Below are 22,136 nucleotides of genomic sequence, written 5' to 3' on the forward strand. Positions count from 1 at the left end.
GGAGTACGACCATGTCCGCGGACATCACCGAGATGATCCTCGACGACCACGACTGGTTCCGTCGACAGTTCCTCCGCCTCGCCGACCTGCGCGACGACCCCGAGCGGCTCGACGAGGCCGTCGAGGTCTGGGACACGCTCTCGCGTCACCTCGAGGTGCACGCGTCGGCCGAGGAGCAGCACTTCTACCCGTCGATGGCGCGCCGCGCCGACGACGCGGACGCCTCCGCCACCGAGGACGCCATCGGCGACCACGACGAGATCCGCGACGGCTCGCGCAAGGCCTTCGAGGCCGAGAACGGCAGCGAGGCGTGGTGGGAGGCCATCGACGAGACCGACAAGGCCAACAACCACCACATGTCGGAGGAGGAGAGCGACGACCTCGCGCCCTTCCGCCGCGTGACGTCGCTGCCCTTCCGCCAGGAGCTCGGCGCCAAGTTCGAGCAGTTCAAGGCCGAGCACGTCGGCGGCAAGGGCCTCGACTTCGAGGACAAGGACCCGGAGGCCTACGTCAAGGCCGTGACCTCTTGATCTCCCGCTAGGGCGAGAGCCAGGCGGTCCCGGTCCCGAGGCCGCCGAAGGCGGCCCCGATCTGGTCGGGACCGATCAGCAGGACCCCGGCCGCGGCGAGGACGGCGACCACCACGAGCAGGGCGAGCACGACGACCGCCCCGCGCGCGGGGCTCGTCGTCCGGCGCGGCGCGGGGATCGGCTGGGGGGCGGTGTCGGGGCCCCGGCGGGCGGGCCGGACGGCCGTCGGGCCGCTCCCGTCGCGCTGCTCCGCCTGCGGCTCGTCACGGCGGAACGGCGCGGACCCGCCGGGCGGGGCGTCGGACACCGGCCGGGCCTCGTGCGGGGCGGCCTCCGCCAGCACGGCGTGGCCGCCGGTGTGCTCGCCGGCGGCGCCGCTGCCGAACGCCATCATGCTGCCGATGCCGTTCGCGGGACGCGCGACGGCCTCGTCCGGCCCGGACCGGTGCTGGGCCTGGACCGGGGTGGACGGGATCCGGGCCGCCGGGATGCGCGGCTCGGCGTCGCCGTCCCCGGGCTCGTGCCCGTTCTCCGGCAGCGGCGTGCCGCGGGGCGGGGTCGGCGGCTCGAGCGGCGCGACCGTGCCGGCTGCCCCGGGAGCTGCGGCCGCCCCGGAGCCCGGGTCCTCCGGCCCGCCGCCGCCGGAGCCGGACCCACGGCCCGCGCCGACCGGCACCGGGCTGGGCGGGCCGACGATGCGGCGCGCGCGAATGGCTTGGGCGCCCGAGGCCGCGCGGGTGGGGCGCGGCCGGGCCGGCAGGAGCAGGGCGGCGAGTCCGAGGACGCCGTCGTGGGAGTCGCCCGGCAGCACCGGCTCGGAGCCCGCCGATCCGGGGCTCTGCGTGAGGGCGGCGAGGCGGGCCGCCAGGGGCGAGGGGTGGTCGACCAGCACGTACACCGGGGCGTCGTCGCCGCCGGGACCCGCCAGCTCGGCGGTGGTCTCGCGCAGGGCGTGCTCGACGAGCTGGTCGAAGACCGCGCGGTCGATCGTCACCGTGGGACCGCCGGTGGGGACCCGCGCCTCCTCGACGTCCTCCTCGGCCAGCCGGGCGCGGGCGCGCCGCACCTCGCGCCGGAGCCGGGCGGCGTCGCCGCGGGCGTCGGCCGTGCCGCGCGAGTCGGGCCGCGGGGCACCGCTGACCGCGGTGGGATCGAGCGAGCGCATCTGGGCCCGGACGACGCCGAGCAGGAGCTGGTCGAGCCGCGTCCCGGTGGCCACCGGTCCGCGACCGCCGACCTCCGCGCCGTCGGCGGTCCGGAGCACCGGCCAGGCCGTGAGGCCGCCGTCGCGCGCGTCGAGCACCACCGCGCGGCCCCCGATCTCGACCTCGGCCGCGATCCGGTCGCCGACCAGCGCCACCGGGCCGGGCAGCCACGAGGGCGCGGGCAGGCCGACGAGGGCGCTCGCCTCGGCGATCTCCTCGAAGCGGCGGCGCTCGGTGTCGGGCGGGGTGGCGACGACGAGCCGGGCGGGCCGGTCGTCGTCGGGCAGCGGCGCCTGCAGGACGCGCTCGAAGGCGTCGGCGAGGGCGTCGACCGGGTCGGGGCCCGATCCGACGGCCTCGGAGCGCGGACGCGGCGTCGCGCCGGTCCCGCGACCGACCTCGGCCGCGACGAGTTCCGACGGCGTCACCTCGACCGCCATCACCCAGCTGCCCACGTCGTCCTCCTCGTCCGGCCCGCGGTCGGGCGGCGCGCGCTCCCGCTCGTCCACGAATCGCATCCACGGTAGTGCGGCGCCCGTCGCCGTCGTCCACCGGTGACACCCGCGTGAGCATGGTCGCCGTCACAGCCGTGCGGCATGCTGACGCCGACCGGCCGCCGACGTCCATTCCCCACCGTGACGGCGTCGACACGCTGCGATGACGCGGGCGGGGACGACGAGATCGGGTGGAGGTGAACAGCACCGTGACGGGCACGGTCACACGCCGCGGCGCCACCGTCGACGTGCATGCCGCGTTGCTCCCCCTCTGGCGCGGGCTCGTCCTGTTCCGCGTGGTGGCGCTCGCCTACGCGATCGCGAACGTCGTGCGGTTCGCCGACGAGTACCGGCGCCCCGCGCTCGCGGTGGCCGTGGTCGTGTTCATGGGCGCGTGGACGTTCGCGACCTCCGTGGCCTACCTGCGCGGCGCCCGGCGGCTCGCGGTGGTCGACCTCGCCGTCACGGTCCTCACCACCATGAGCACGCTGCTGATCGACGACCCGGCGCGCATCGCCGCGGGCCAGCCCGTCATCACCACGGTGTGGTCGGCCGGGGCGGTCCTCGCCGTCGCCGTGGCCCACGGGATCCGTCCCGCGGTCGGGGCGGTCCTCGTCTCGCTCGTCGGGCTGTGGATCACGCGCCGCGCCCTCGACGGCGCCCTGCTCTCCGACGCGCAGCTGCTGGGGGCCGCGGGGATCGCCGTCGGGTTCGCCTCGGTGGCGCTGCGCCGCTCCGCGCAGCGGCTCCAGGAGGCCATCGCGACGGAGGCCGCGGCCGCCGAGCGCGACCGCCTCGCCCGCGACATCCACGACGGGGTGCTGCAGGTCCTCGCCCTGGTCCGGCGGCGCGGGCCCGCGCTGGGCGACGACGAACTGGTGCGCGAGGCCGCCGAGCAGGAGGTGTCGCTGCGCCGCCTCATCACCCGCGGCCCGCCCGGCCTCGACGGTCCCGACGACGAGCCGGTCGACCTGGGCGCCGCGGTCGGGGCCACGCTGCCGGCGCGGGCGGTGCTCGCGGTGCCGCCGGAGCCGGTGGAGGTGCCGGGCGGGCTCGCGCGTTCGGTGGTGGCGGTGGTGCGGGAGGCCGCGGCCAACGCCGACGCCCACGCCGGGCCCGGCTCGGGGCTGTGGGTGCTGCTGGAGGACGACGACGAGGCGGTGACGGTCAGCGTGCGCGACGACGGGCACGGGATCCCCGCGGGCCGGCTCGACGCCGCCCGCGACGAGGGGCACCTCGGGGTGGCCTCGTCGATCCGCGGGCGGGTGGCCGAGCTGGGCGGCACCGCGCAGCTGGTCACGGCACCGGGCGAGGGCACGGAGTGGGAGCTGCGGTTCCCCCGGGAGACGGAGCGGAGCGGAGCTCGACCTTCGGGCCGGGAGGAGGGCACGGGACGGTGAGCGGGGACGACAAGGCGGGCGTGCGGGTGATGGTGGTCGACGACCACCCGATGTGGCGCGAGGGCGTTGCCCGCGACCTCGGCGAGCGGGGCTTCGACGTGGTCGCGACGGCGGCCGACGGGGCGGCCGCGGTGCGGATCGCGCCGGCGGTGCGGCCCGACGTCGTCGTGATGGACCTCCAGATGCCCCACCTCGACGGGGCGGGCGCGACGGCGGCGATCCTCGCGACCCTGCCCGCCACCCGGATCCTCGTGCTCTCGGCCAGCGCCGAGCACGGCGACGTCCTGGGCGCCGTGCAGGCGGGCGCGGCCGGCTACCTCGTGAAGTCCGCGCAGGCCGCCGAGCTGGTCGACGCCGTGCGGCGCACGGCCGCCGGCCAGGCCGTGTTCGGGCCGGAGCTCGCCGGGCTGGTGCTGGGCGAGTTCCGCCGCCGGGACGCCGCGGCGCGGTCGGAGCGGCGGTCGCCGCCCTCCGGGGAGCAGGCGCTGACCCCGCGCGAGACCGAGGTGCTGCGCCTCGTCGCGAAGGGCCTGACCGCCCGGAAGATCGCCGAGCGCCTCGACCTGTCGCACCGCACCGTCGAGAACCACGTGCAGAACTCGCTGCGCAAGCTGCAGCTCACGAACCGGGTGGAGCTCACCCGCTACGCGATCGAGCAGGGGCTGGACGAGCAGTGAGGGCCTAGTTGAGGTGCGCCCGCCACGCCCGGGCGTGCCGGGCGAGCAGCGCGGCCGCCCGCGGGCGGCGCTCGGCCCACGCCTCGAGCATGCGGGCCGCGTGGAGGTACTCGCCGCGGTGCCCGAACGTCGCGGCCAGCTCGACGAGCTCCTCGCCGGAGACCCCGGGCAGGTGCAGGCGGGCCTCGAGCACCCGCTGCAGCTCCGGGAGCCGGCCCGCGGCGCGGTGGACGAACCGCAGGTTGGTCAGCATCCGCAGGAGCACGCTCTCGACGCCGATGGGCTCGAGCAGCTCGGGCCGGAACCCCGCGCCGGACGCCCCCGTGGCGGCGACGAACAGGGCCCGGCAGTCGGCCTCGTCGAGCAGCGTCCCGGTGAACGGGTCGAGGTGCCAGACCGACCCGGCCGGGCGGACGAGGAAGTGCCCCGGCAGCCCCACCGGCTCGAGGGTGAGGCCCGCTCGGCGCCCGACCTCGATCACGACGACCGCGAGGCTGATCGGGATCCCCACGCGCCGCTCGAGGACCTCGACGAGCGAGGAGTTCCGCGGGTCGTAGTAGTTCTCGGAGTTTCCGCGGAAGCCCTCCTCGGAGTAGAGCCGCACGACGAGGTCGTCGACGCTGGTCACCCCGGCCGCCAGCCGGTCGAGCTCGGCGAGCGCGGCCGACACGTCGGCGTCGGGGCGGGCGATCCGCGCGATCTCGAGGGCGGCGCGGTCGAGCGGCGGGCGACCGGTGGCCACGAGGCCCCCGAACCGGGCGACGGCGGCCGCCGAGCCCTGCGGGTCCGGGGGCGGCGTCCGGTCCGCGGGGTCGTCGGGCACGTCCGCATCCTCCCGCGCTTCGCGCCGGCGCGCCCTACGTGACGGCCCCCGTCGTCTCCGACCAGCGGAGCTCGCCGTGCTCGAACTCCTGGGCGCGGCCGTCGGAGGTCGGGTAGGCGTCACCGATCGGCAGGCCGAGCGGCGAGAGCTCGGCGCCGCGGGCGCGCCAGGTGTCGCGGATCGCCCCGCTGACCTCGTGCGCCCCGGTGGTGGGCGAGAAGTAGATCGAGCCGCGCTCGAAGTCGGCGTACCGCCCCCGGCCGTCGGCGGTGGGCTGCTCGACGCGGTAGGGCTGGCCGAGGTCCGGGCGGTCCGCCCACGCCGAGCGGACGTCGGTGCCCGCCGCCGCGATGAGCTTGGCGACCTCGGTGCGGATCGTCCCCATGGCCGCGTACGCGGCGTTGCCGGGGCAGGCGGTGTTGCCGACGTCGCGGTGCGCGAACAGCGCGTCGACGGTGGTGGTCTGCCCCTTGGCGAACTTGGACGTGCCTCCGCCGTTCGAGGTGAGCGTGACCTTGGCCGACGGGTCGCGGTAGGTGCCGCCGAGCTTCCACGCCGCGAGGTTCTCCACCGAGGTCAGCGCCGCCGGGGTGGGCGCGACGTCGGAGAGGTTGCCCATCATCGCGATGCCGAACGTGTCGCGGTTGAACCCGCCGGCGTGCGCCGCGACGACCGGGCGGTCGAGCCCGCCGGCGCGCCCCTCGAAGATCGTGCCGTACTTGTCGACGAGCGCGTTGTAGCCGATGTCGCCCCAGCCGTTCCTCTCCACGTGGAAGGCGTAGATCCCCCGGACGACGGCCGCGGACTGCTCGGGGCTGTAGTCGTTCGACTCGGCGGTGTGGTGGATCGTCACGGCGCGGGTGGTCGGGGAGTACTCCGGCGGCCAGGTCATGCGGCGCTCGTCGGCCCCCCACTGCGCCCGCGTCACGTAGGCCGGGGCGGGCGGGGCGCCGTCGCGGGCCGAGGTCTGCCGCTCGCGGGCCCGGGCGCCGATGGCGTCGTCGTTGGTCGAGGCGCCGGGGTCGATCCGCTGCACGGCGAGGCCCTCGGTGACCGGTGCACCGCCACGGGTCGCGCGCACCTGCACGGCGTGGCGGTCCCCGACCCACACCGGGTCGGTCCCGCCGCCCGCGGTGCTCCGGGCCGGGGCGTCGTCGCGCTCGGACGGGCTGTTCGCGTCGAGGGGCAGCCAGGCGCCCCAGCGTCCCGCGGCGTCGGTCGAGCGCAGTTCGACGGTGTCGGGGTCGGTCCCGGTCCAGGTCACGGCGACGAGCTTCAGCGGGCCCGCCGACCGCGCGACCTGCGTGCCCTCGCCGTCCCGGGCCTGCCGCGTCAGCGGGAGCGGGGTGATCGAGGGGTCCGTCGGGTCCGCGGGCGGCAGCGTCGCCGCGGGCAGGGAGGTGACGGCGCGCGCCTCGGGGGCACGGGGCGCCTGGTCGGTGACGGCGATCGCGGCCGGGGCGAGCCCCGCCACCAGGGCGAGAGCGCCCACCCCGAGCAGGACACGCCGCATCCTCCGGGGGCCGGCGCGCCGTGGGCGCACCGGACCGACCCGTCGTCGGGAATCCGTGGCCGTCCACCGCGTCATGCTCGTCCGCCTCCGCTCGTTCTCAACCGCGGAGCAACCCTCACACCCACATGCGCACCAGCCGTCCCACGACGCGCCACCCGTGTGGGGGATTCGATCTCTAGGGCTGGCGGGTCCAGAAGGCGACGTCGGCGTAGGTGGCCACCGACCGGGCGGCGATCCCGTCGGCGCCCGCGCCGATCGGGCCGGCCACCAGGGGGATGAGCTTCGTCAGGTTGAGCACGCCGCGGCGACCGGCCCGGCTGGCGAGCCGGTAGGCGATCCGGTGGTCGAGCTGCTCGCGGACCTCCGGCGGCAGCCGCCGCAGCCCGGTGAGCAGCGAGACGCCCTGCAGGTCGAGCCCCGTGCGCTCGGCGAGCTCCGAGCCGTCGGGGCCGAGGACGCAGAGCAGGATCGCGGTGCGCACCACCGGGTCGTCGACGTCGTGGCCCCGCGCGTGGGCGATCGACGCCGCGAGGCGGGTGCAGACGAGGTAGAGCCCGGTGACGCCCGCGGGCGCGGTCACGAGCATCGTCGCGGCGCCGCCGAGGCTCGTCAGCAGACCGGAGCTGGCGGCGAGCCGGACGTGGGTGGTGGTGAGGCGGCGGACGGCCGACTCGACGTCCCCCTCGGCCTCGGCCAGGTGCTCCTCGGCGACCCTCCGCGCGGGGTGCCAGGGACCGGCGCCGTCGATGCCGCGACGCAGCAGCTCGCCGACGAGGCGGTCGCCGGTCCACGGGACGGGCACCGCGGCGGAGGAGCTGCGCTGCGCGTCCGGTGAGGTCTCCGGGAGGTCGGGATCCGGCACGGGGACAGCCTGTCACGAACGACGACGGCCCGGTCACCCCGCCGGAGCGGGGCGACCGGGCCGGACGGCACCGGGACGACGCCTACAGGACCTCGAGGCCCAGCACGTTGTCGCTGAGGTTGTCGTTCAGGATCGAGTTGCAGACGATGTTCAGGGCGTTCGCGCCACCGACCGGGGCCTGGACGACGCCGTTCGCGAGCGAGTCGCCCTGGATCCCGTTCTGGGCGGCGGCCGTCCCACCCTTGACCGAGCAGACGTCGGTGCTGCCGCGCGGCGCCGCGCCGCCGTTGCCGCCGCCGGGCTGCGAGTCGTGCGCGGACGCCAGCGGCGCGATCGCGACCAGGCCGGCCGCCACCCCCAGCGTCACGGTGACGATCTTCTTCGTCGACATGTCGGGTCCTCTTCTCTCAGGAGTGACGGATCAGAGCCCGAGCAGGTCGCCGAGGACCGGCAGCCCCTCGCCGAGGACCGACAGCTCGAGCACGTTGTTGCTGAGGTTGTCGTTGAGGATCGAGTTGCAGACGATGTTGGCCGCGTTCAGGCCGCCGATCGGGGCCTGGGCGACGACGTTGGCGAGCGAGTCGCCGCCGATCCCGTTGGTGGCGCCGGCGCTGCCGCCCGCCACGCTGCAGGTCGAGGACGGGCCCGCCGGGGCGGACCCTCCGCCCGAGCCGCCGTGCGACTCGGTGGCGGACGCGAACGGGGCGGCGACGGCGAGGCCGACGACGACGCCGACACCCACGATTCCCAGCTTCTTGCTCATGCGGTGTTCTCCTGTCGAGGGGGAGCGAGTGCCGCCCGGGGAAACCCGGCGAACCGGGCGTGGCGGCGTCATCCACTCAACGAGGACCGCACGGAGGGTGTCACCCTGCGCCACCGGAAGGCGTGACCGCTTCGCCGCGTCGGGGAGTCGAGCGCGCGCAACCTGACCCGTGGGCACGAAACGGGTGTCGGACCGTCACCGTTCGACGGCGAGTCGTCCTCCCCGTCCCGGACCGCTCTCACTCTCCGGAATCGGGCCGGGCGGGCGGATCTAGGTCGAGGGCGGTACCGACGACAGGTCGAGCGCGGCGCCCAGGTCGCCGGCCCACGCCTCGTCGCGGTCGCGGCGCGCGGCCCGCTCGAGGCGCTCGCGCTGCGGGCGGGCCCGCGACCAGGCGAGGACGCGGGCGTCGATCCGCGCGCCGTAGTGCGCGTCGATGACGAGCTCGGCGAGGTGGTGGTCGGCGCTCGCCGTGTCCTTGTACTCCCAGATCGCGAGCAGGCGCGCCGGGCCGTCGCCGAGGCCCGAGGCGTCGTCGAGGAAGGAGGTGGCCGTGGCCACCGGGAGGTCGGAGCCGGGACCGGGGTGCCGGTCGAGCAGGGCGACCCAGAGGGTGTCGACGAAGTCCCGCACGGCGGTCCGCTCGGCGGTGCCCCACCCGTCCCAGAACGCGGCGATGCGCGACAGCACGGAGTGCAGGTCGACCCGGCCGTCCGTGACGACCGCCCGGAGCAGCCAGGGCGTGAGGGCCCGCACGTCGTCGGGCTCGCCGATCGTGGTGCCGAGGCTCAGCGCGAGCGAGAGCGGGTCCGCCTCGGCGAGGACGACCGGGCGCTGTCGCGGGGTGTGACTCTCCAGCACGTCCCGGACCGGGTGGGCGACGAACGCCGCCTCCACCTGCCACAACGCCGCTCCCACCTCCGCCTGCACCCTGCCGATACTGAGGGTTGACAAGCCGACACGCCCCACTGATCGGGCGCTCTCTACTCGATGGTGTCACTCTTCGTGTTCTCGCGTACGGCCAGGCGTGAAGCATCGTCGCGCCGCGCGGAGTGGCAGAGTGGTCCTCGTGGAACGCACGCGTACCGATGTCCTGGAGGCCGTCACGACGGCGGGAGTGGTGCGGGGGCGGCGCGCCGGCGGTCGCGACGACCTGCGCACCTGGCGTGGCATCCCCTACGCCGCGCCGCCGGTCGGGCCGCGGCGCTGGCGGGCCCCCGCCCCCGTGGAGCCGTGGGACGGGGTGCGGGAGACCGTCGAGTTCGGGCCGGTCCCGCCCCAGGACCGCAGCGGGGAGTTCGTCGGCGCGGGCCGGCACACACCCATGGGCGAGGACTGCCTGACCCTCAACGTCGTCGCCCCGGCGGCGCCGGAGGGCCCGCTCCCGGTCATGGTGTGGTTCTACGGCGGCGCCTTCGTGGTCGGCGCCTCGTCCTCGCCCACCTACCGCGGCTACGACCTCGTCCGCACCGGCGACGTCGTCTACGTCAGCGTCAACTACCGCCTGGGCGCGCTCGGCTACCTGGACTTCTCGGCGCACTCGACCCCGGGGCGCCCGATCGAGTCGAACCTCGGGCTGCGCGACCAGATCGCCGCCCTGGAGTGGGTGCGCGACAACATCGCGGCCTTCGGCGGCGACCCCGAGCAGGTCACCGTGTTCGGCGAGTCGGCCGGCGCGATCTCGGTGACCACCCTGATGACCGTTCCGTCCGCCCGCGGGCTCTTCCACCGCGCGATCGCGCAGAGCTCCGCGCCCGGCGTGGCCTACTCCCACGAGCGCGCGGCCGGCTGGGCCGACCGCTACGCCCGCGACCTCGGCGTCGTCGTCGGGCGACCCGACGACGACCCGATGGACCTGCTCGAGACCGCCTCCACCGAGGACCTCCTCACCGCCGCGCGCCGCTTCCGCCGGGTCGCCGACGAGACGCCCGGGGTCCTGCTGACCGCTCCGGTGGTGGACGGCGACCTCATCCCGGAGGCCCCGCTCGACGCCTTCGCCGCGGGTCGCGCCCACCCCGTGCCGCTGATCATCGGCACCAACGACACCGAGGGGCGGCTGTTCGAGCTGCCCGGGCTGCGCCTCGACCTGCTGGTCTCCGACGAGCGCGCCGACGCCGTCTTCGCCGCCACCCAGCCCGAGCTGCGCGAGCAGGTCCTCGCCGCCTACCGGGGGACGTCGCACCGCCGCGACCTCGGCGGGGACTACCTGTTCTGGTACCCGTCGGTGCAGGTGATGGAGGCCCACGCCGCCGCGGGGAACCCGGTGTACGCCTACCGCTACGACCTCGCGCCCCGGCTGCTGCGGCTGCTCGGCCTCGACGCCATGCACGGCATGGAGCTCTACTCCGTGTTCGGGCTCGCCGACTCCCGCGGCGGGAAGGTCCTGACGATGCTCGGTGGCCGTGGCGCGCTGCGCGCGGCGTCCCGCCGGATCGTCCGGGACTGGACGGCGTTCGCGCACACGGGCGCGCCCACCGGGACGTGGCCGCGCTACGACGCCTCCACCCGGCTCACGCGGATCATCGACGCGCAGGACCGGATCGAGGGCGACCCGCGTCGCGACCGCCGCCTCGCCTGGCAGGGCTACCGCGGCTACCGGTAGCCGGCGTGGGAGGACGGGCGCGGGAGGATGACGCCGTGCCTGCCGCTCCCGTCGACGACGCCGTCCTCACCGGTCCCGACCTGCGGGAACTGCTCGACGGGACCGGCGGGGCGGTGCTGCGCCGCTGCACGGCCGACGAACCCGACCTGCACGGGGCCGACCTGTCGGGCGCGACGCTGGAGCAGTGCCGCTTCCCGGGGGCCGACCTGCGGGGCGCGACGATGGAGGCGGTCACCGTGCGCGGCGGGTCGCTGGCGGGGGCGACCCTGCTCGACGCGGACCTCACCGACGCGGTGTTCTCCGCGGTCGACCTCTCCCGCATCCGGTTGACCGGCGCGCTGCTCACCGAGACCCGGTTCGACGGCTGCCGGATGATCGGCGCGGACCTGTCCGGGCTGCGCGGGCTCGCCGTCTCCTACTCCCTCGACGGCTCGACCCTGGGCCTCGCCAACCTCCAGGACGTCCTGTGGCGGGGGGTGACGCTGCGCGGGGTGGACCTCTCGGAGGCCGACCTGCGCGGCGCCGACCTGCGGGGGGCCACCCTGCTCGACTGCGTGCTCCGCGACGTCGACCTCGCCCACACGCGCCTGGCCGGCGCCGACCTGCGCGGCGCCGACCTCGGCGGGCTCACCGAGGACGCCCCGCGCACGCTGCGGGGCGCGATCGTCAGCGAGGCCCAGGCCGCGGACGTGTGCCGGGCGCTGGGGCTCGTCGTCGGCTAGTGCGGTCGGTCAGTGCGTCTCGTCGGTGCGCTCGTGGGGCGACGACTGCACCCCGCCGGCCGCCTCCCGGCCCTTCTTGAGCCGGCCGTAGAACCGCAGGGTCAGGGCCGCCGCGCCGAGGGTGACCACCGCGAAGACGATCCCCAGGATGTGCTCCTCGATCACCAGGAAGAAGATGACCGCGCTGAACAGCGACAGGATCGTGCCGATGACGCCGATCCCGACGTTGAGCTTCAGCTCGCTCTGCTTCTCGGGCGAGGTGTCGGGCAGGGCGGCGGGGTTGCGGGCCTGGGCGGGGTCCATGGCTGCTCTTATACCCCGCCGGGTCCCTCGCATCACCGTCTGCGGGCGAACCCGGACGCGCGACTGACCGGGCGCTCGACCGCGGCCCGCACCGCGTCGGCCGAGCCGACCACGCGGACGCGGTGCCGGGCGCGGGTGACCGCGGTGTAGAGGAGCTCCCGGGTCAGCAGCGGCGACTCGGGCGGCGGCAGCAGGACGCTCACCTGCGCGTACTGGCTGCCCTGGGCTCGGTGCACGGTCATCGCGTGCACGGTCTCGACGGCGCCGAGCAGCGCCGGGGCGCGTTCGAGGGGCCGGCCGCCGCGGGCGAACACCGCCACGAGCCGGCCGCGCCGCTCGACGACCACCCCGGTGTCGCCGTTGTAGAGCCCGGCCTCGTGGTCGTTCTCGGTGACGAGCAGCGGGCGCCCGGGCCACCACTCCTGGTGGGCCTCCAGCTCGGGGTCGACCCCGCCGTCCTCGTCGAGCCAGCGCTCCACCTGCCGGGCCCACCGCGCCACCCCGTACGGGCCGCGCCGGTGGGCGCAGAGCAGGCGGTGCTCCTCGCCCTGGGCCAGGGCGGTCTCCGCGTCGCCCGCCCGGGCGGCGATGGCCACCTCGCGGCTGCCCGCGACGACGTCGTCGCGCAGGGTCGTGAGCCCCGCGGGCTCCCGCTGGGTGAGGTCGACCGACTCCAGGAACTCCAGCGAGGACGCGGAGCGCAGGCACGCCAGGGTCGCGTCGGCGTCCCCGGCGCGGATCGCGTCGGCCAGCGCGGCGATCTCGTCGTTGTTGCGGTAGTTGTGCTCGAGGCGGACCACCCCGTTGTCGCCCGGGCGCCCGGAGCAGCCGACGGCGTCGAGGAGCGCCGGGTCGGGTCCCGCGGTGCCCAGCCGGGGCGCGTTGACGAGGTCGCCGAGGACGGCGCCGGCCTCGACGGAGGCGAGCTGGTCGGGGTCGCCGACGAGCACGAGCCGCGCGTCGTCGCGCACCGCCTCGAGCAGCCGCGCCATGAGGGTCAGCGACACCATCGAGGTCTCGTCGACCACCACCACGTCGTGGGGCAGCCGCCGGTGCCGGTCGTGGCGGAACCGCGAGGGGTTGTCGGGCCGGTAGCCGAGCAGCCGGTGGATCGTCGAGGCCTGCGGCTCGCCGCCGGTCACGGCCTCGGTGGCGATCGCCTCCCCGAGCCGCGCGGCCGCCTTGCCGGTGGGCGCGGCGAGCGCCACCCGCAGGTCGGGGTCCTGCTCGCGCAGCACCGCGAGCAGCCGCGCGACGGTGGTCGTCTTCCCGGTGCCCGGCCCGCCGGCCACCACGGTCGTCCACCGCAGCGCGGCGACGGCGCAGGCCAGGCGCTGGTGGTCGTCCGCGCCGGTCCCGGCGTAGTACCGGTCGAGGCTCGCCCGGAGCCCCTCGAGGTCGACGGCGGGCGCGGGGGCGTCGGCGCGCGTGACGAGGTCGGCGCGGACCTGGTCCTCCTGGCGGCGGTAGCGGTCGAGCCACAGCAGGCCGTCGTCGAGGCGCAGCGGGCCGCCGGGCGCGGTCAGCGGGCTCGCGGCGATCGCGGCGGTCCAGGCCGCGGGCTCGGGCCAGGGCAGGTCGTCGGTGGGGACGAGGGTGTCGTCGGCGTCGAGGACGCGGCGGTCGACGTCGGCGAGCTCCAGGCACACCGAGCCCGCCCGCAGCGAGCGCACCGTCAGCGCCGCCGCCAGCAGCACCTCCTCGTCGTCCTCCCCGCCGAGGCGCCCGAGCCGCCGGGCCACGGCGACGTCGGCCGGGTCGAGCACGCCGCGCGCGGTGAACTGCGCGAGCCGGCCGGTGGCGCGCACCGCGTGCCGGACGCCGTCCTCCCCCGCGAGATCCAGCACCGTCACGAGGGTCCTCCCGCCAGCAGGTCGGACAGGGCGACGAGCAGCGCCGGCGGCGGCGTCCAGCGGAAGACCCCGCACGTGGTGCCCGCGATCACCGGGGTGTCGGGACCGCACATGCCGCGCAGGAACAGGTAGGCCACGCCGCCCAGGTGGGTGGCCGGGTCGTAGGACCGCAGCCGCCAGCGCAGGTAGCGGTGCAGCGCCACGCCGTAGAGCAGCGCCTGCAGCGGGTAGTGCGCCCGCACCATCGCCGTGCGCATCTGCTCGGGGCCGTAGTGGGCGCTGGTCAGGGGGTCGGCGACGCCCGTGGCGCTGACCGGGCCGAGCCAGTTCGTCTTGTGGTCGACGATCACGTAGCGCCCGTCGGGGGCCCGCAGCACGGCGTCGACGCTGCCCGTGAGGTAGCCGCGCAGGACCTGCCCGGAGAGCGCCTCCAGCGCGTCGGGGTAGGCGACGAGGGGGTCGTCGGCGGGGAGGTGCTCGCGCAGCAGGGCCGCCGCGCCGCCCAGGGTGACCGCGGCCGCGTCGCGGTCGGGATGGTCGCCGCCGGCCAGCGGCAGCTCGAAGCCGAGCTCGGGCAGCCGGTCGCGCGGGGCGACGTCGCCGTAGCTCCACCCGGCGGGATCGATCGGGGTGCGCAGGGCCGGCTCGAGCGCGGCGGCGAGCCCGTCCGCGGCCAGCCCGGCGACCGGGCGGTGGCCGAGTTCGGCCGCGGCGGAGACCCGCAACGCCTCGCGGAGGTCGGCGGCCGTGGTGTCGACGGTCTCGAGGACGGAGTGCACGACGACGCCGAACGCGGGCCCCACGGGCAGGTCGGCCATCGGGGAGGGGACACCGCCGGCGTCGGCCGCCTCGACCTCGACGTCGGCCTCGTCGGTGACGACGGCCTCCTCCGGCTCGGAGGTGGCGTCGGGCCCGGCGGCGTGCGCGTCGGCGGTGAGCGAGGAGTACGACGACCGCCGCCAGTCGAGGTCGAGCGGCCGGTCGAACCGCGCGACGGCGAGCGAGCCGGCGGCGACGGCATCGGGCATGTAGGGCACCGCGGTGCGCTCGGCGACCGGCTCGACGGCGAGGTCGGGGCCCGCGAACGCGGCGAGCTGCTCCCACACCGCGGAGTCGTCGGTGAGGGTGACGGCCGGGTCGGGCTCCCAGCCGGTGGGGCCGCGCCGGCTGCGCAGGAGCCGGTTGAGCGCCGAGGACGCGGTCTGCGACGAGGGCGCCCACCAGGCGACGACCTGGCTGCGGGCGCGGGTGAGCGCGACGTAGAGCAGCCGGAGGTCCTCGCCGTCGTCCTCGGCGCGCTGGGCGTGCTGGTGGTCGAGCCAGGCCGGGTCGCCCGGCCCGCCGACGGCCCGGACGCGGGCACCGGACGCGTCGTGGTGCAGGACCTCCCGCGGCTCGCCCGGCACCCACCGGTCCCACCCGAACGGCACGTAGACCACCGGGAACTCGAGGCCCTTGCACTTGTGGACGGTGAGGATCTGGACGGCGTCGGCGTCGGACTCCAGCCGCCGCGTCCGCTCGGGCCGGGCCTCGGCCCGCCGACCCTCGGCCTCGAGAACGCGCAGGCGCAGCCACTCGGTCAGCGCGACGACCCCGTGGCGGTGGGCGGCGCCCTCGGCGTGCAGCAGCTGCCCGACGTGGCGGAGGTCGGTGAGCAGCCGCTCCCCGCCGACGAGGCCCAGCACGCGCGGGACGAGCCCGGTGCGCGCCGAGAGGGCCTCGACCATCGCCGCCACCCCGCGGTCGCGCAGCACGGCGGCCCAGCGGCGCAGGTCCTGTCCCACCCGGTCGAGCACCGCGTCGGGGTCGGCGTCGAGCTCGGCGGCCCGGGTCCCGACGAAGCTCGTCAGGGCCGCCGCGCGGACGCGCAGCACCCGTCCGGGCTGCTCCAGGGCCTCCAGCAGCGTCAGCCACTCGCGGGCGGCGGGGGTGGAGAACACCCCGGCGGCGCCGGCGAGGACCGCGGGCACCCCGGTGTCGGCGAGCGCCTCCCGGACGAGGTCGGCCTGGGCGTTGGTGCGCACCAGGACCGCCACGTCCCCGGGCGCCAGCGGCTCGTCGTTCCACGTGGATCGGGCGGCGAGCAGCCCGGCCACGTCGGCGGCGAGGTCGGCCGCGACCCGGCGGCGCACCGGGCCGATCTCCGGCAGCCCGGTCCGCCAGTTCGACCGCAGGCCCCCGCGCGGGACCACCCGCAGCCGGAACGGCGTGTCGACCGGGGCCCCCGCCAGCCTCCGGCCCTCGTGGGCCGCCGCGACCGGGTGCACGACGATGCGGTCGTCGCCCAGGGCGGCCCCGCCCAGCACGCGGTCGAGCGCGGCGAGCAGGGGCGCGTCGCTGCGGTGGTTGGTCCCCAGCGTGGCCCGCGTCCCGGCGGTGCCGCGCGCGGTGAGGTAGCTGACGACGTCGGCGCCGCGGAAGGCGTAGATCGCCTGCTTCGGGTCGCCGATCACGGTGAGCACGGCGTGGCCGTGGAAGGCGGTCCGCAGGATGTCCCACTGGGTGGGGTCGGTGTCCTGGAACTCGTCGACCAGCACCACCCGGTAGCGCGACCGCAGGCGCTCGCAGGCGGTCTCCCCGAGCCGGGGGTCGGTCAGGGCCGCGTGCAGCCGGGTGAGCATGTCGTCGAAGGTGAACAGCCGCCGCGTGCGCTTGCGGCGCTCCACCTCGCCGCGCACCCCGCGGGCGAACCGGGCGCGGACGTCGGCCTCGCCGGTGGTCTCGCCCTCGGCCGGGGCGATGCGGGCACCCGGGTCGTTGACCGCGGCCCGTCCGAGCGCGAGGGCGGTGTCCCGGTCGAACGGCGGGGCCCCGGCGGACGGCGGGGCGTACGCGCGGACGTAGAAGTCGTCGACGACCTCGACCACGACGTCGTCGATCTGCTCGACGAACCGCGCGTCGGCGTCGGTGTCCCCGGCCACGCCGAGGCCGGCCAGCATGTCCTGGCAGAACTGGTGGGTGGTCGCGATCGTGGCCTCGTCGAAGTGGGCGAGGGCGTGGGCGAGCCGGGCGCGGCGGCGGGCCCGCTCGTCGGCGTCGACGGCGAGGACCAGCGCCGTCACCGCGTCGCCGCGCGCGTCGCCGTCGACCAGGGCGCGCTCCACCGCCACGAGCCGCTCCCGCACCCGTTCCCGCAGCTCGCGGGTGGCCTCGCGGCCGAAGGTGACGAGCATGAGCTCGGCGAGCGTGGTGTGGCCCTCGGCGACGTAGCGGGCCGCGAGCGCGGCGATCGTGTACGTCTTGCCGGTCCCGGCGCTGGCCTCGAGCACCGTGGTGCCGCTCGGCAGCGCCCCGAGGACGTCGAACGCCGGCGCCGCGACGGTGGCCGGGCTGACGTCCGTGACGGTGGCGGTCATCGGTAGTGCTCCTCGCGGCCGTTCTCGGCCTCGCGCAGCGGCTTCCACAGCCGGACGGCGAGCTCGCCGAAGCGGGTGGACTCCACCATCCCCGGGCTCCCGGCGACGTCGTCGAGCGGGCGGTCGGCGCCCCAGACGTAGACGTGCGCGGGGTCGCGCGAGCCGTCGAAGTCCTTAGTCCAGGTGGTCCGGGCCGCGTCGAAGGCCTGCCGGGTGGTCTTCTTCGGCCGGTCGGACACGTAGCGCTCGGAGGTGCGGCCGAACAGCGGCAGCGGCTCGCGCAGCCCCTCGGCGCGCAGCGCGACGAGGTCGGCGAGCACGGTCCGCGCGTGTTCGGGGTCGACGCCCGGGACGGCCGCGGTGGCCGGCCCGTCCATCCCCTTGCCGATCGCGGCCGACCGCCAGGGTCCGGGGCGGGCGGCGGCCAGGGCGAGCAGCTGGACCCAGGCGGCGAGGCGGTGCTTGGGGGCGAGCCGGGAGTAGGTGGCGGAGGCGAGGGTGGAGCCCCGGACCCCGGCGACCGTGCCGACGACGGTGGTCCCCTCGTCGAGGGCGACCCGCACCGTCAGGTCGCGCGCCGGCTCGACCCAGTGCGGCCCGGCCGCCGCGACGAGCAGCTCGACCTCGCGGCCCAGCTTCTTCAGCAGGGCCGCGCCCAGCGCCCCGGGCGGGAGCTCGCCGCGGCGGCGCTCGGCCTCGATGCAGGCGGCGACGTCGTGCCCGGCGAGGCGGTCCTCGAGGAGCCGCTGCCCGATCGACCACCGCGCCAGGCCGTTCGGCTCGACCGGCAGCGCCTCGTCGGGCTCGCTGTCCTCCCCGCGCACGACGAGCGAGAGCCGCTGGCGCAGGAACGCCCTCACCGGGTGCTCGAGGAACTTCACGAGGTCGGCGAGGTCGACCTCGGGCTCGTCGCGCGGCGGGAGGAGCCCGTCGAGGAACACCGGCGGCCGCGTCCGCCCCGACCCCAGGGCCCGGGCTCCCGCGAGCGCCCCGACGTCGAAGCTGAACGGGCGCCCGGTGTCCGGGTCGGCCACGAACTCGGCCGGGGCGAAGGGCTGGAGCGGGTGCCGGTGCACCACGTGGGCCCGCGTGCTCCCGCCGTCGATCCGGGCGGTGGCGTCGAGGGTGTCGAGCAGCTCGCCGACCGGGACCGCCGGGGGGCGCGGCGCGTTGGTGCGCTCGTCGGCCCCCGAGTGGACGACGACGAGCCGTTCGGTGGCCGAAGTGATCGCGTCGAGCAGCAGCTGGCGGTCCTCGGCGGCGGCGTCCCGCTCCCCGACGCAGGGGTCGCGGGCGAGGACGTCGTCGCCGTCGGTCCGGGTCTCGCGGGGGAACACCTGGTCGTCGAGCCCGAGCAGGCACACCACGCGGTGCGGCACGCTGCGCATCGGCAGCAGGGTGGCCACCGTGAGGCTCCCGGTGCGGAAGTTGGCCCGGGTGGGCCGCCCGGCGAGGTGGTCGGACAGGACCGACCGCACGTCGTGCAGGGTCAGGGGCGTGTCGCCGGTGGCGTCGCCGCGGACCTCCGCGAGCACGGCCCGGGCCTGGGTGAGCTGCCAGACGTCGGCGGGCGTGGCGGCGGCGAGCGCGTCGACGGCCAGGGTGAGGGCGTCGAGCCAGGCGTCGAGCGGGCGCTCGCCGGTCAGCCGGTCGAGCACCTCGGACACGCGGTCGACCAGCTCGGCGAGCCGGCCCACCCGCTCGACGTCGCCGGACTCGACCTCGTCGAGCGGCAGCGCGGTGTCGAGCCAGACCTGCTCGTCGCCCGACATCGCCACCCCGACGAGCAGCCGATCGAGGCCGCGCTCCCAGGTGTTCTCACCGACCCCGCCGAGCTTGTAGGTGGCGCGGTGGGCCCGGTCGAGACCCCAGCGGACGCCCGACTCGGTGACGAGGCGGCGCAGGCGGTCGAGGTCGTCGTCGTCGAACCGGAAGCGGCGCCGCACCGGCTCGCTCTCGGCGAGGTCGAGCAGCTCGCCCGCGGTGAGCCGGGCGTCGGCGAGGTCGAGGACGGTGCCGAGGAGCCCCAGCACCGGGTTGACCTGGGTGAGCGCGCGGTCGGCCACCCGCACCGCGAGCCGGTGGCCGGGGTGCTCCCCCGCCTCGCCCTCTCCGGCCCCGAAGGCGGCCGTGATCAGTGGAGCGAACGTCTCGACGTCGGGGCACATGACCACGACGTCGCGCGGCTCGAGCGTCGGGTCGTCGGCGAGGAGCCCGAGGACGGCCTCGCGGAGCACCTCGACCTGCCGGTCGGGCCCGTGGCAGGAGTGCACGACGACGCTGGTGTCGCCGGTGAGGTCGGCGAGGGCGGGCACGCGGTCGTGGCGCAGGTCGTCCTGCAGGCGCTCGAGCAGCGTGCCGGGCGGGATGCCGGGGCCCGGGTGGTGGACGTCGACGGCGTCGGCCGGCAGGCGCAGCTGGAGCTCGCGGGCGTCGCGCGCCAGCGAGCGCAGGAGCGGGTGCGCGGCCGCGGAGGCCGTGGGGTCGTCCCGGCGGCGACGCGGCTCCGCGGAGACCTCGCCCCGCACCCGCTCCCACAGCGCGGGCGAGGGGTGCGGCAGCCAGAGGTGGACCTCCCGGTCGGCCGCGAGGGCGGTGAGCGTCCGCAGCGCGCTCGTCGACAGGCGGGTGGGCCCGAACACCGAGAGCCGCGCCGGCAGGTCGGCGCCGGGGGCGCCCTCCTCGACCAGCGTCTCGGCCGGGGCGGGCTCGCCCACCCGGTCGCGCAGGCGGCGCCACAGCTCGGGCTGCCACCGCAGGTCGGCGGGCACCTCGCCGCCGGCGCCGTCGAGGTCGTCCTTCGCGGCCCAGGCCCGCAGCATGTCGGGCCGGTGGTCGCCGTAGGCGTCGAAGAGCCGGGCGAGGTGCCGGGCCGCGGCGAAGCGCCGGCCCGCGCGGGTGCCGGACGTGTCGCCGACGACGCCGAGGTAGGTGCCGAGCGCGGCGCACCAGTCCTCGCCGGCGCACGCGTCGATCGTCTCGAGCAGGGGCCAGACCAGCCGTTCCGGGCGCCAGGGATCGTCGTCGCGCAGGCCCCGCGCGGCCCGGACCAGCTCGGCCGGCGAGGGGAACTCGACGTTGGCGCACACCCCGTCGGCACCGAGCGCGGCGCCGAGGTGGTGCGAGAGGCGCTGGGCGAGCCAGCGCTCGACCCCGCGCGTGGGCACGGCGACCACGTCGGGGGTGAAGGGATCCTCGGGGGGCGTGGCGAGGACGCCGGCGAGCGCCTCCGCCAGGAGGTCGGCCCGCTCGGCGCGGTGGACCAGGAGCGCCATGGCAGCGGACGCTAGCCGCGACCCCCGACAGCGTCGGGAAGGCCCCCGGGCGTCAAGGGCAGCCGGAGGAGACCTTCACCCGCCACCAGCCGGACAGCCGCCCCACCACGCCGAGCGCGGGACTGACCGACCAGCGGCAGCAGCCGGGCAGGCCGAGGTCGTCGGTCGTGAGCCGGCGTCCGCGGTGGGAGTCGGGGTCGGCGTACATCCGCTCGAGCAGCGCCCGGTTGGCGGCGTGCCGCTCGCGGCGGGCGAGCACGGCGTCGCGCACCGCGCCGAGGGCGCCGACGAGGTCGTCGCGGACGGTCTCGAGCTCGCCGAGGTCGAGCAGGCGCGGGGCCTCGGCGACCGGGGCCACGCCCGCGGCGGCGAGCACCTCGGGCGACCAGTCGGCCTCGAGCACGCCGCGCAGGCGTTCCTGCAGGTCGGTGACCTGCTCGCGCAGCCCGCGGCGGGACGCGAGCGTCTCGGTCCCGAACAGCTCGGCTTCACTGAACGCGGACTCGATCAGCTCGAGCGCGAGGTCGGGACGCGGCTCGGTGGAGGTCACGGCGACTCCCTCGACTGGCGTGTGTCGCGGGTGAGTCTGAGCGACGGGAGCGGATCGCGCCAACCGTCACGTCGCCGAGAGGTAGGTGGCCGCCCGCCAGACGGCCTCGCTGACCTCCCAGCTCGCGATGCCGGGCACCCGCACGGCGTAGAGCACCACGTCCCGGGTGCGAGGGCCGGCCGCGAGGTCGCCGGGCGGGTCCCCGACGACGGGCGCCACCGGCCCCACCGCGTCGGCCACCACGAGGTCGTTCGCCGCGACGACGCCGCCCCCGCGGTAGGACTCCCCTCCGACGACCGTCCGCAGCGACCAGGGTCCGGTGGTGCGGGCCGCGTCGAGGGCCCCGAGCGGCACCCCGACCTCGGCGAGGATCGCCAGGCGCACGTCGGCCACCGGGTGCGACGGCATGAGCTGGCCGGTCACGACGACCTCGCGGGCGTCGCGCTCGAGGACGGTCGGCGGCACCGTGGGGTCGAGCCCCACCTGGCGCTCGAAGGTCAGGTAGGCGGGGTCGAGCAGCCGGCCCGCGTGGGCCCGGATGCGCTCGGCGGCCCTGAACCGCCCCGAGAGCCGCCCCAGCCGGTCCCGCCCCGCCTTCGTGGCCGCGCGGGCCACCGTGACGGTCGTCGTCCAGAGCTCCAGCGGACCGAGCTCGTCGAGGATCCGCGGCTCGACCGGGGCGGCCAGGACGTCAGGCACGGCGGCAGACTGGGGCCATGAGCGACTGGAACCAGCGGGTCATCGAGGAGTTCCGTTCCCACGGCGGACATGTCGGCGGGCAGTTCGAGGGCGCCCCGCTGCTCCTGCTGCACCACGTGGGGAAGCGCAGCGGCACCGATCGGCTGAGCCCCATGATGTACCAGCAGGTGGGCGACGCCTGGGCGGTCTTCGCGTCCAAGGCCGGGGCGCCCGACAACCCGGACTGGTACCACAACCTCCTCGCGAACCCGGACGCCGCGATCGAGGTGGGCGACGGGCAGGAGATCGCCACGGTGCCGGTGCGCGCCCGCGACCTCCCGCGCGACGAGCGCGACCCGATCTGGGAGACCCAGAAGGAGCGCTACCCGGGCTTCGCCGACTACGAGTCGAAGACCTCCCGGACGATCCCGGTGGTCCTGTTGGAACGCCGCTGATCACGGGCGTCCGGATCGTCCCCCCGATCGGCGGACCCGTGTCCCCCCTGGTCGGGGGCGGTCCCGCGCGCTGGC

General features: G+C 76.6%; 19 protein-coding genes. 6 read left to right on the plus strand and 13 right to left on the minus strand.

Annotated features, from left to right (window positions below):
• Nucleotides 1-11: 11 nt before the first annotated feature.
• Nucleotides 12-530: a hemerythrin domain-containing protein gene (locus tag ACFPBZ_RS01530; RefSeq protein WP_378034206.1), complete on the plus strand. Its 519-nt coding sequence runs from the start codon at nt 12-14 to the stop codon at nt 528-530.
• Between the two features lie 7 nt (nt 531-537).
• Here ACFPBZ_RS01530 and ACFPBZ_RS01535 read toward each other — a convergent pair whose 3' ends face one another.
• Nucleotides 538-2,253 (minus strand): hypothetical protein, encoded by a 1,716-nt coding sequence (locus ACFPBZ_RS01535; protein WP_378034207.1) that lies wholly within the window; start codon nt 2,251-2,253, stop codon nt 538-540.
• A gap of 185 nt (nt 2,254-2,438) precedes the next feature.
• Here ACFPBZ_RS01535 and macS point away from each other — a divergent pair, with 185 nt between their 5' ends.
• Both macS and ACFPBZ_RS01545 read left to right on the plus strand, forming a co-directional pair.
• On the plus strand, nt 2,439-3,629 hold the full coding sequence (gene macS / locus ACFPBZ_RS01540; RefSeq protein WP_378034208.1) for a MacS family sensor histidine kinase: 1,191 nt from the start codon (nt 2,439-2,441) through the stop codon (nt 3,627-3,629).
• Nucleotides 3,630-3,658: 29 nt separating this feature from the next.
• A complete protein-coding gene (locus tag ACFPBZ_RS01545; protein WP_378034265.1) occupies nt 3,659-4,306 on the plus strand; it encodes a response regulator in 648 nt (215 codons plus the stop codon).
• Between the two features lie 4 nt (nt 4,307-4,310).
• Here the strand turns inward: ACFPBZ_RS01545 and ACFPBZ_RS01550 are convergent, their stop codons facing one another.
• The 6 genes from ACFPBZ_RS01550 to ACFPBZ_RS01575 form a co-directional block, all read right to left on the minus strand.
• Complete coding sequence (locus tag ACFPBZ_RS01550) at nt 4,311-5,129, minus strand: SirB1 family protein (protein WP_378034209.1); 819 nt, start codon at nt 5,127-5,129, stop codon at nt 4,311-4,313.
• Between the two features lie 34 nt (nt 5,130-5,163).
• Entirely contained in the window at nt 5,164-6,621 is a 1,458-nt protein-coding gene (locus ACFPBZ_RS01555; RefSeq protein WP_378034210.1) for an N-acetylmuramoyl-L-alanine amidase, read from the minus strand.
• Between the two features lie 196 nt (nt 6,622-6,817).
• Nucleotides 6,818-7,504: a hypothetical protein gene (locus ACFPBZ_RS01560; protein WP_378034211.1), complete on the minus strand. Its 687-nt coding sequence runs from the start codon at nt 7,502-7,504 to the stop codon at nt 6,818-6,820.
• 82 nt (nt 7,505-7,586) lie between these two features.
• Nucleotides 7,587-7,895, minus strand: a complete 309-nt coding sequence (locus ACFPBZ_RS01565; RefSeq protein ID WP_378034212.1) for a hypothetical protein — start codon at nt 7,893-7,895, stop codon at nt 7,587-7,589.
• Nucleotides 7,896-7,925: 30 nt separating this feature from the next.
• Nucleotides 7,926-8,267 carry a hypothetical protein gene (locus ACFPBZ_RS01570; protein WP_378034213.1) on the minus strand — a complete coding sequence of 114 codons (342 nt, stop codon included), beginning with the start codon at nt 8,265-8,267 and terminating at the stop codon, nt 7,926-7,928.
• Nucleotides 8,268-8,537: 270 nt separating this feature from the next.
• The gene (locus ACFPBZ_RS01575) at nt 8,538-9,197 is read right to left on the minus strand and encodes a hypothetical protein (protein WP_378034214.1); all 660 of its coding nucleotides are present in this window, start codon (nt 9,195-9,197) and stop codon (nt 8,538-8,540) included.
• Nucleotides 9,198-9,336: 139 nt separating this feature from the next.
• Here ACFPBZ_RS01575 and ACFPBZ_RS01580 point away from each other — a divergent pair, with 139 nt between their 5' ends.
• Together ACFPBZ_RS01580 and ACFPBZ_RS01585 are read left to right on the plus strand one after the other, a co-directional pair.
• A complete protein-coding gene (locus ACFPBZ_RS01580; RefSeq protein WP_378034215.1) occupies nt 9,337-10,869 on the plus strand; it encodes a carboxylesterase/lipase family protein in 1,533 nt (510 codons plus the stop codon).
• A gap of 35 nt (nt 10,870-10,904) precedes the next feature.
• The gene (locus ACFPBZ_RS01585; RefSeq protein ID WP_378034216.1) at nt 10,905-11,591 is read left to right on the plus strand and encodes a pentapeptide repeat-containing protein; all 687 of its coding nucleotides are present in this window, start codon (nt 10,905-10,907) and stop codon (nt 11,589-11,591) included.
• A gap of 9 nt (nt 11,592-11,600) precedes the next feature.
• Here the strand turns inward: ACFPBZ_RS01585 and ACFPBZ_RS01590 are convergent, their stop codons facing one another.
• The 6 genes from ACFPBZ_RS01590 to ACFPBZ_RS01615 all read right to left on the minus strand — a co-directional run bounded on the left by ACFPBZ_RS01590 (nt 11,601) and on the right by ACFPBZ_RS01615 (nt 21,627).
• Entirely contained in the window at nt 11,601-11,894 is a 294-nt protein-coding gene (locus ACFPBZ_RS01590) for a hypothetical protein (RefSeq protein WP_378034217.1), read from the minus strand.
• 32 nt (nt 11,895-11,926) lie between these two features.
• A complete protein-coding gene (recD, locus tag ACFPBZ_RS01595) occupies nt 11,927-13,747 on the minus strand; it encodes an exodeoxyribonuclease V subunit alpha (protein WP_378034218.1) in 1,821 nt (606 codons plus the stop codon).
• Nucleotides 13,744-17,103, minus strand: coding sequence for a UvrD-helicase domain-containing protein (locus ACFPBZ_RS01600; protein ID WP_378034219.1), 3,360 nt, complete (start codon nt 17,101-17,103; stop codon nt 13,744-13,746). Before ACFPBZ_RS01600 ends, recD begins: the two co-directional genes overlap by 4 nt.
• Nucleotides 17,100-20,378: an exodeoxyribonuclease V subunit gamma gene (gene recC, locus ACFPBZ_RS01605; RefSeq protein ID WP_378034220.1), complete on the minus strand. Its 3,279-nt coding sequence runs from the start codon at nt 20,376-20,378 to the stop codon at nt 17,100-17,102. Before recC ends, ACFPBZ_RS01600 begins: the two co-directional genes overlap by 4 nt.
• A gap of 52 nt (nt 20,379-20,430) precedes the next feature.
• Complete coding sequence (locus ACFPBZ_RS01610; protein WP_378034221.1) at nt 20,431-20,928, minus strand: hypothetical protein; 498 nt, start codon at nt 20,926-20,928, stop codon at nt 20,431-20,433.
• A 66-nt stretch (nt 20,929-20,994) separates the two neighbouring features.
• A complete protein-coding gene (locus tag ACFPBZ_RS01615) occupies nt 20,995-21,627 on the minus strand; it encodes a hypothetical protein (RefSeq protein ID WP_378034222.1) in 633 nt (210 codons plus the stop codon).
• A gap of 17 nt (nt 21,628-21,644) precedes the next feature.
• Here ACFPBZ_RS01615 and ACFPBZ_RS01620 point away from each other — a divergent pair, with 17 nt between their 5' ends.
• On the plus strand, nt 21,645-22,061 hold the full coding sequence (locus tag ACFPBZ_RS01620) for a nitroreductase family deazaflavin-dependent oxidoreductase (protein WP_378034223.1): 417 nt from the start codon (nt 21,645-21,647) through the stop codon (nt 22,059-22,061).
• The last annotated feature ends 75 nt before the right edge of the window (nt 22,062-22,136 follow it).

This window comes from Actinomycetospora atypica (assembly GCF_042653685.1).
Classification (GTDB): Bacteria; Actinomycetota; Actinomycetes; order Mycobacteriales; family Pseudonocardiaceae; genus Actinomycetospora; species Actinomycetospora atypica.

Bases quoted from the DNA above. Each gene is read 5' to 3' on its own strand.
- ACFPBZ_RS01530 (WP_378034206.1), top strand. From the start codon at position 12: ATGTCCGCGGACATCACCGAGATGATCCTCGACGACCACGACTGGTTC.
- ACFPBZ_RS01535 (WP_378034207.1), bottom strand. From the start codon at position 2,253: ATGCGATTCGTGGACGAGCGGGAGCGCGCGCCGCCCGACCGCGGGCCG.
- ACFPBZ_RS01545 (WP_378034265.1), top strand. From the start codon at position 3,659: ATGGTGGTCGACGACCACCCGATGTGGCGCGAGGGCGTTGCCCGCGAC.
- ACFPBZ_RS01565 (WP_378034212.1), bottom strand. From the start codon at position 7,895: ATGTCGACGAAGAAGATCGTCACCGTGACGCTGGGGGTGGCGGCCGGC.
- ACFPBZ_RS01570 (WP_378034213.1), bottom strand. From the start codon at position 8,267: ATGAGCAAGAAGCTGGGAATCGTGGGTGTCGGCGTCGTCGTCGGCCTC.
- ACFPBZ_RS01590 (WP_378034217.1), bottom strand. From the start codon at position 11,894: ATGGACCCCGCCCAGGCCCGCAACCCCGCCGCCCTGCCCGACACCTCG.
- ACFPBZ_RS01600 (WP_378034219.1), bottom strand. From the start codon at position 17,103: ATGACCGCCACCGTCACGGACGTCAGCCCGGCCACCGTCGCGGCGCCG.
- recC (WP_378034220.1), bottom strand. From the start codon at position 20,378: ATGGCGCTCCTGGTCCACCGCGCCGAGCGGGCCGACCTCCTGGCGGAG.
- ACFPBZ_RS01620 (WP_378034223.1), top strand. From the start codon at position 21,645: ATGAGCGACTGGAACCAGCGGGTCATCGAGGAGTTCCGTTCCCACGGC.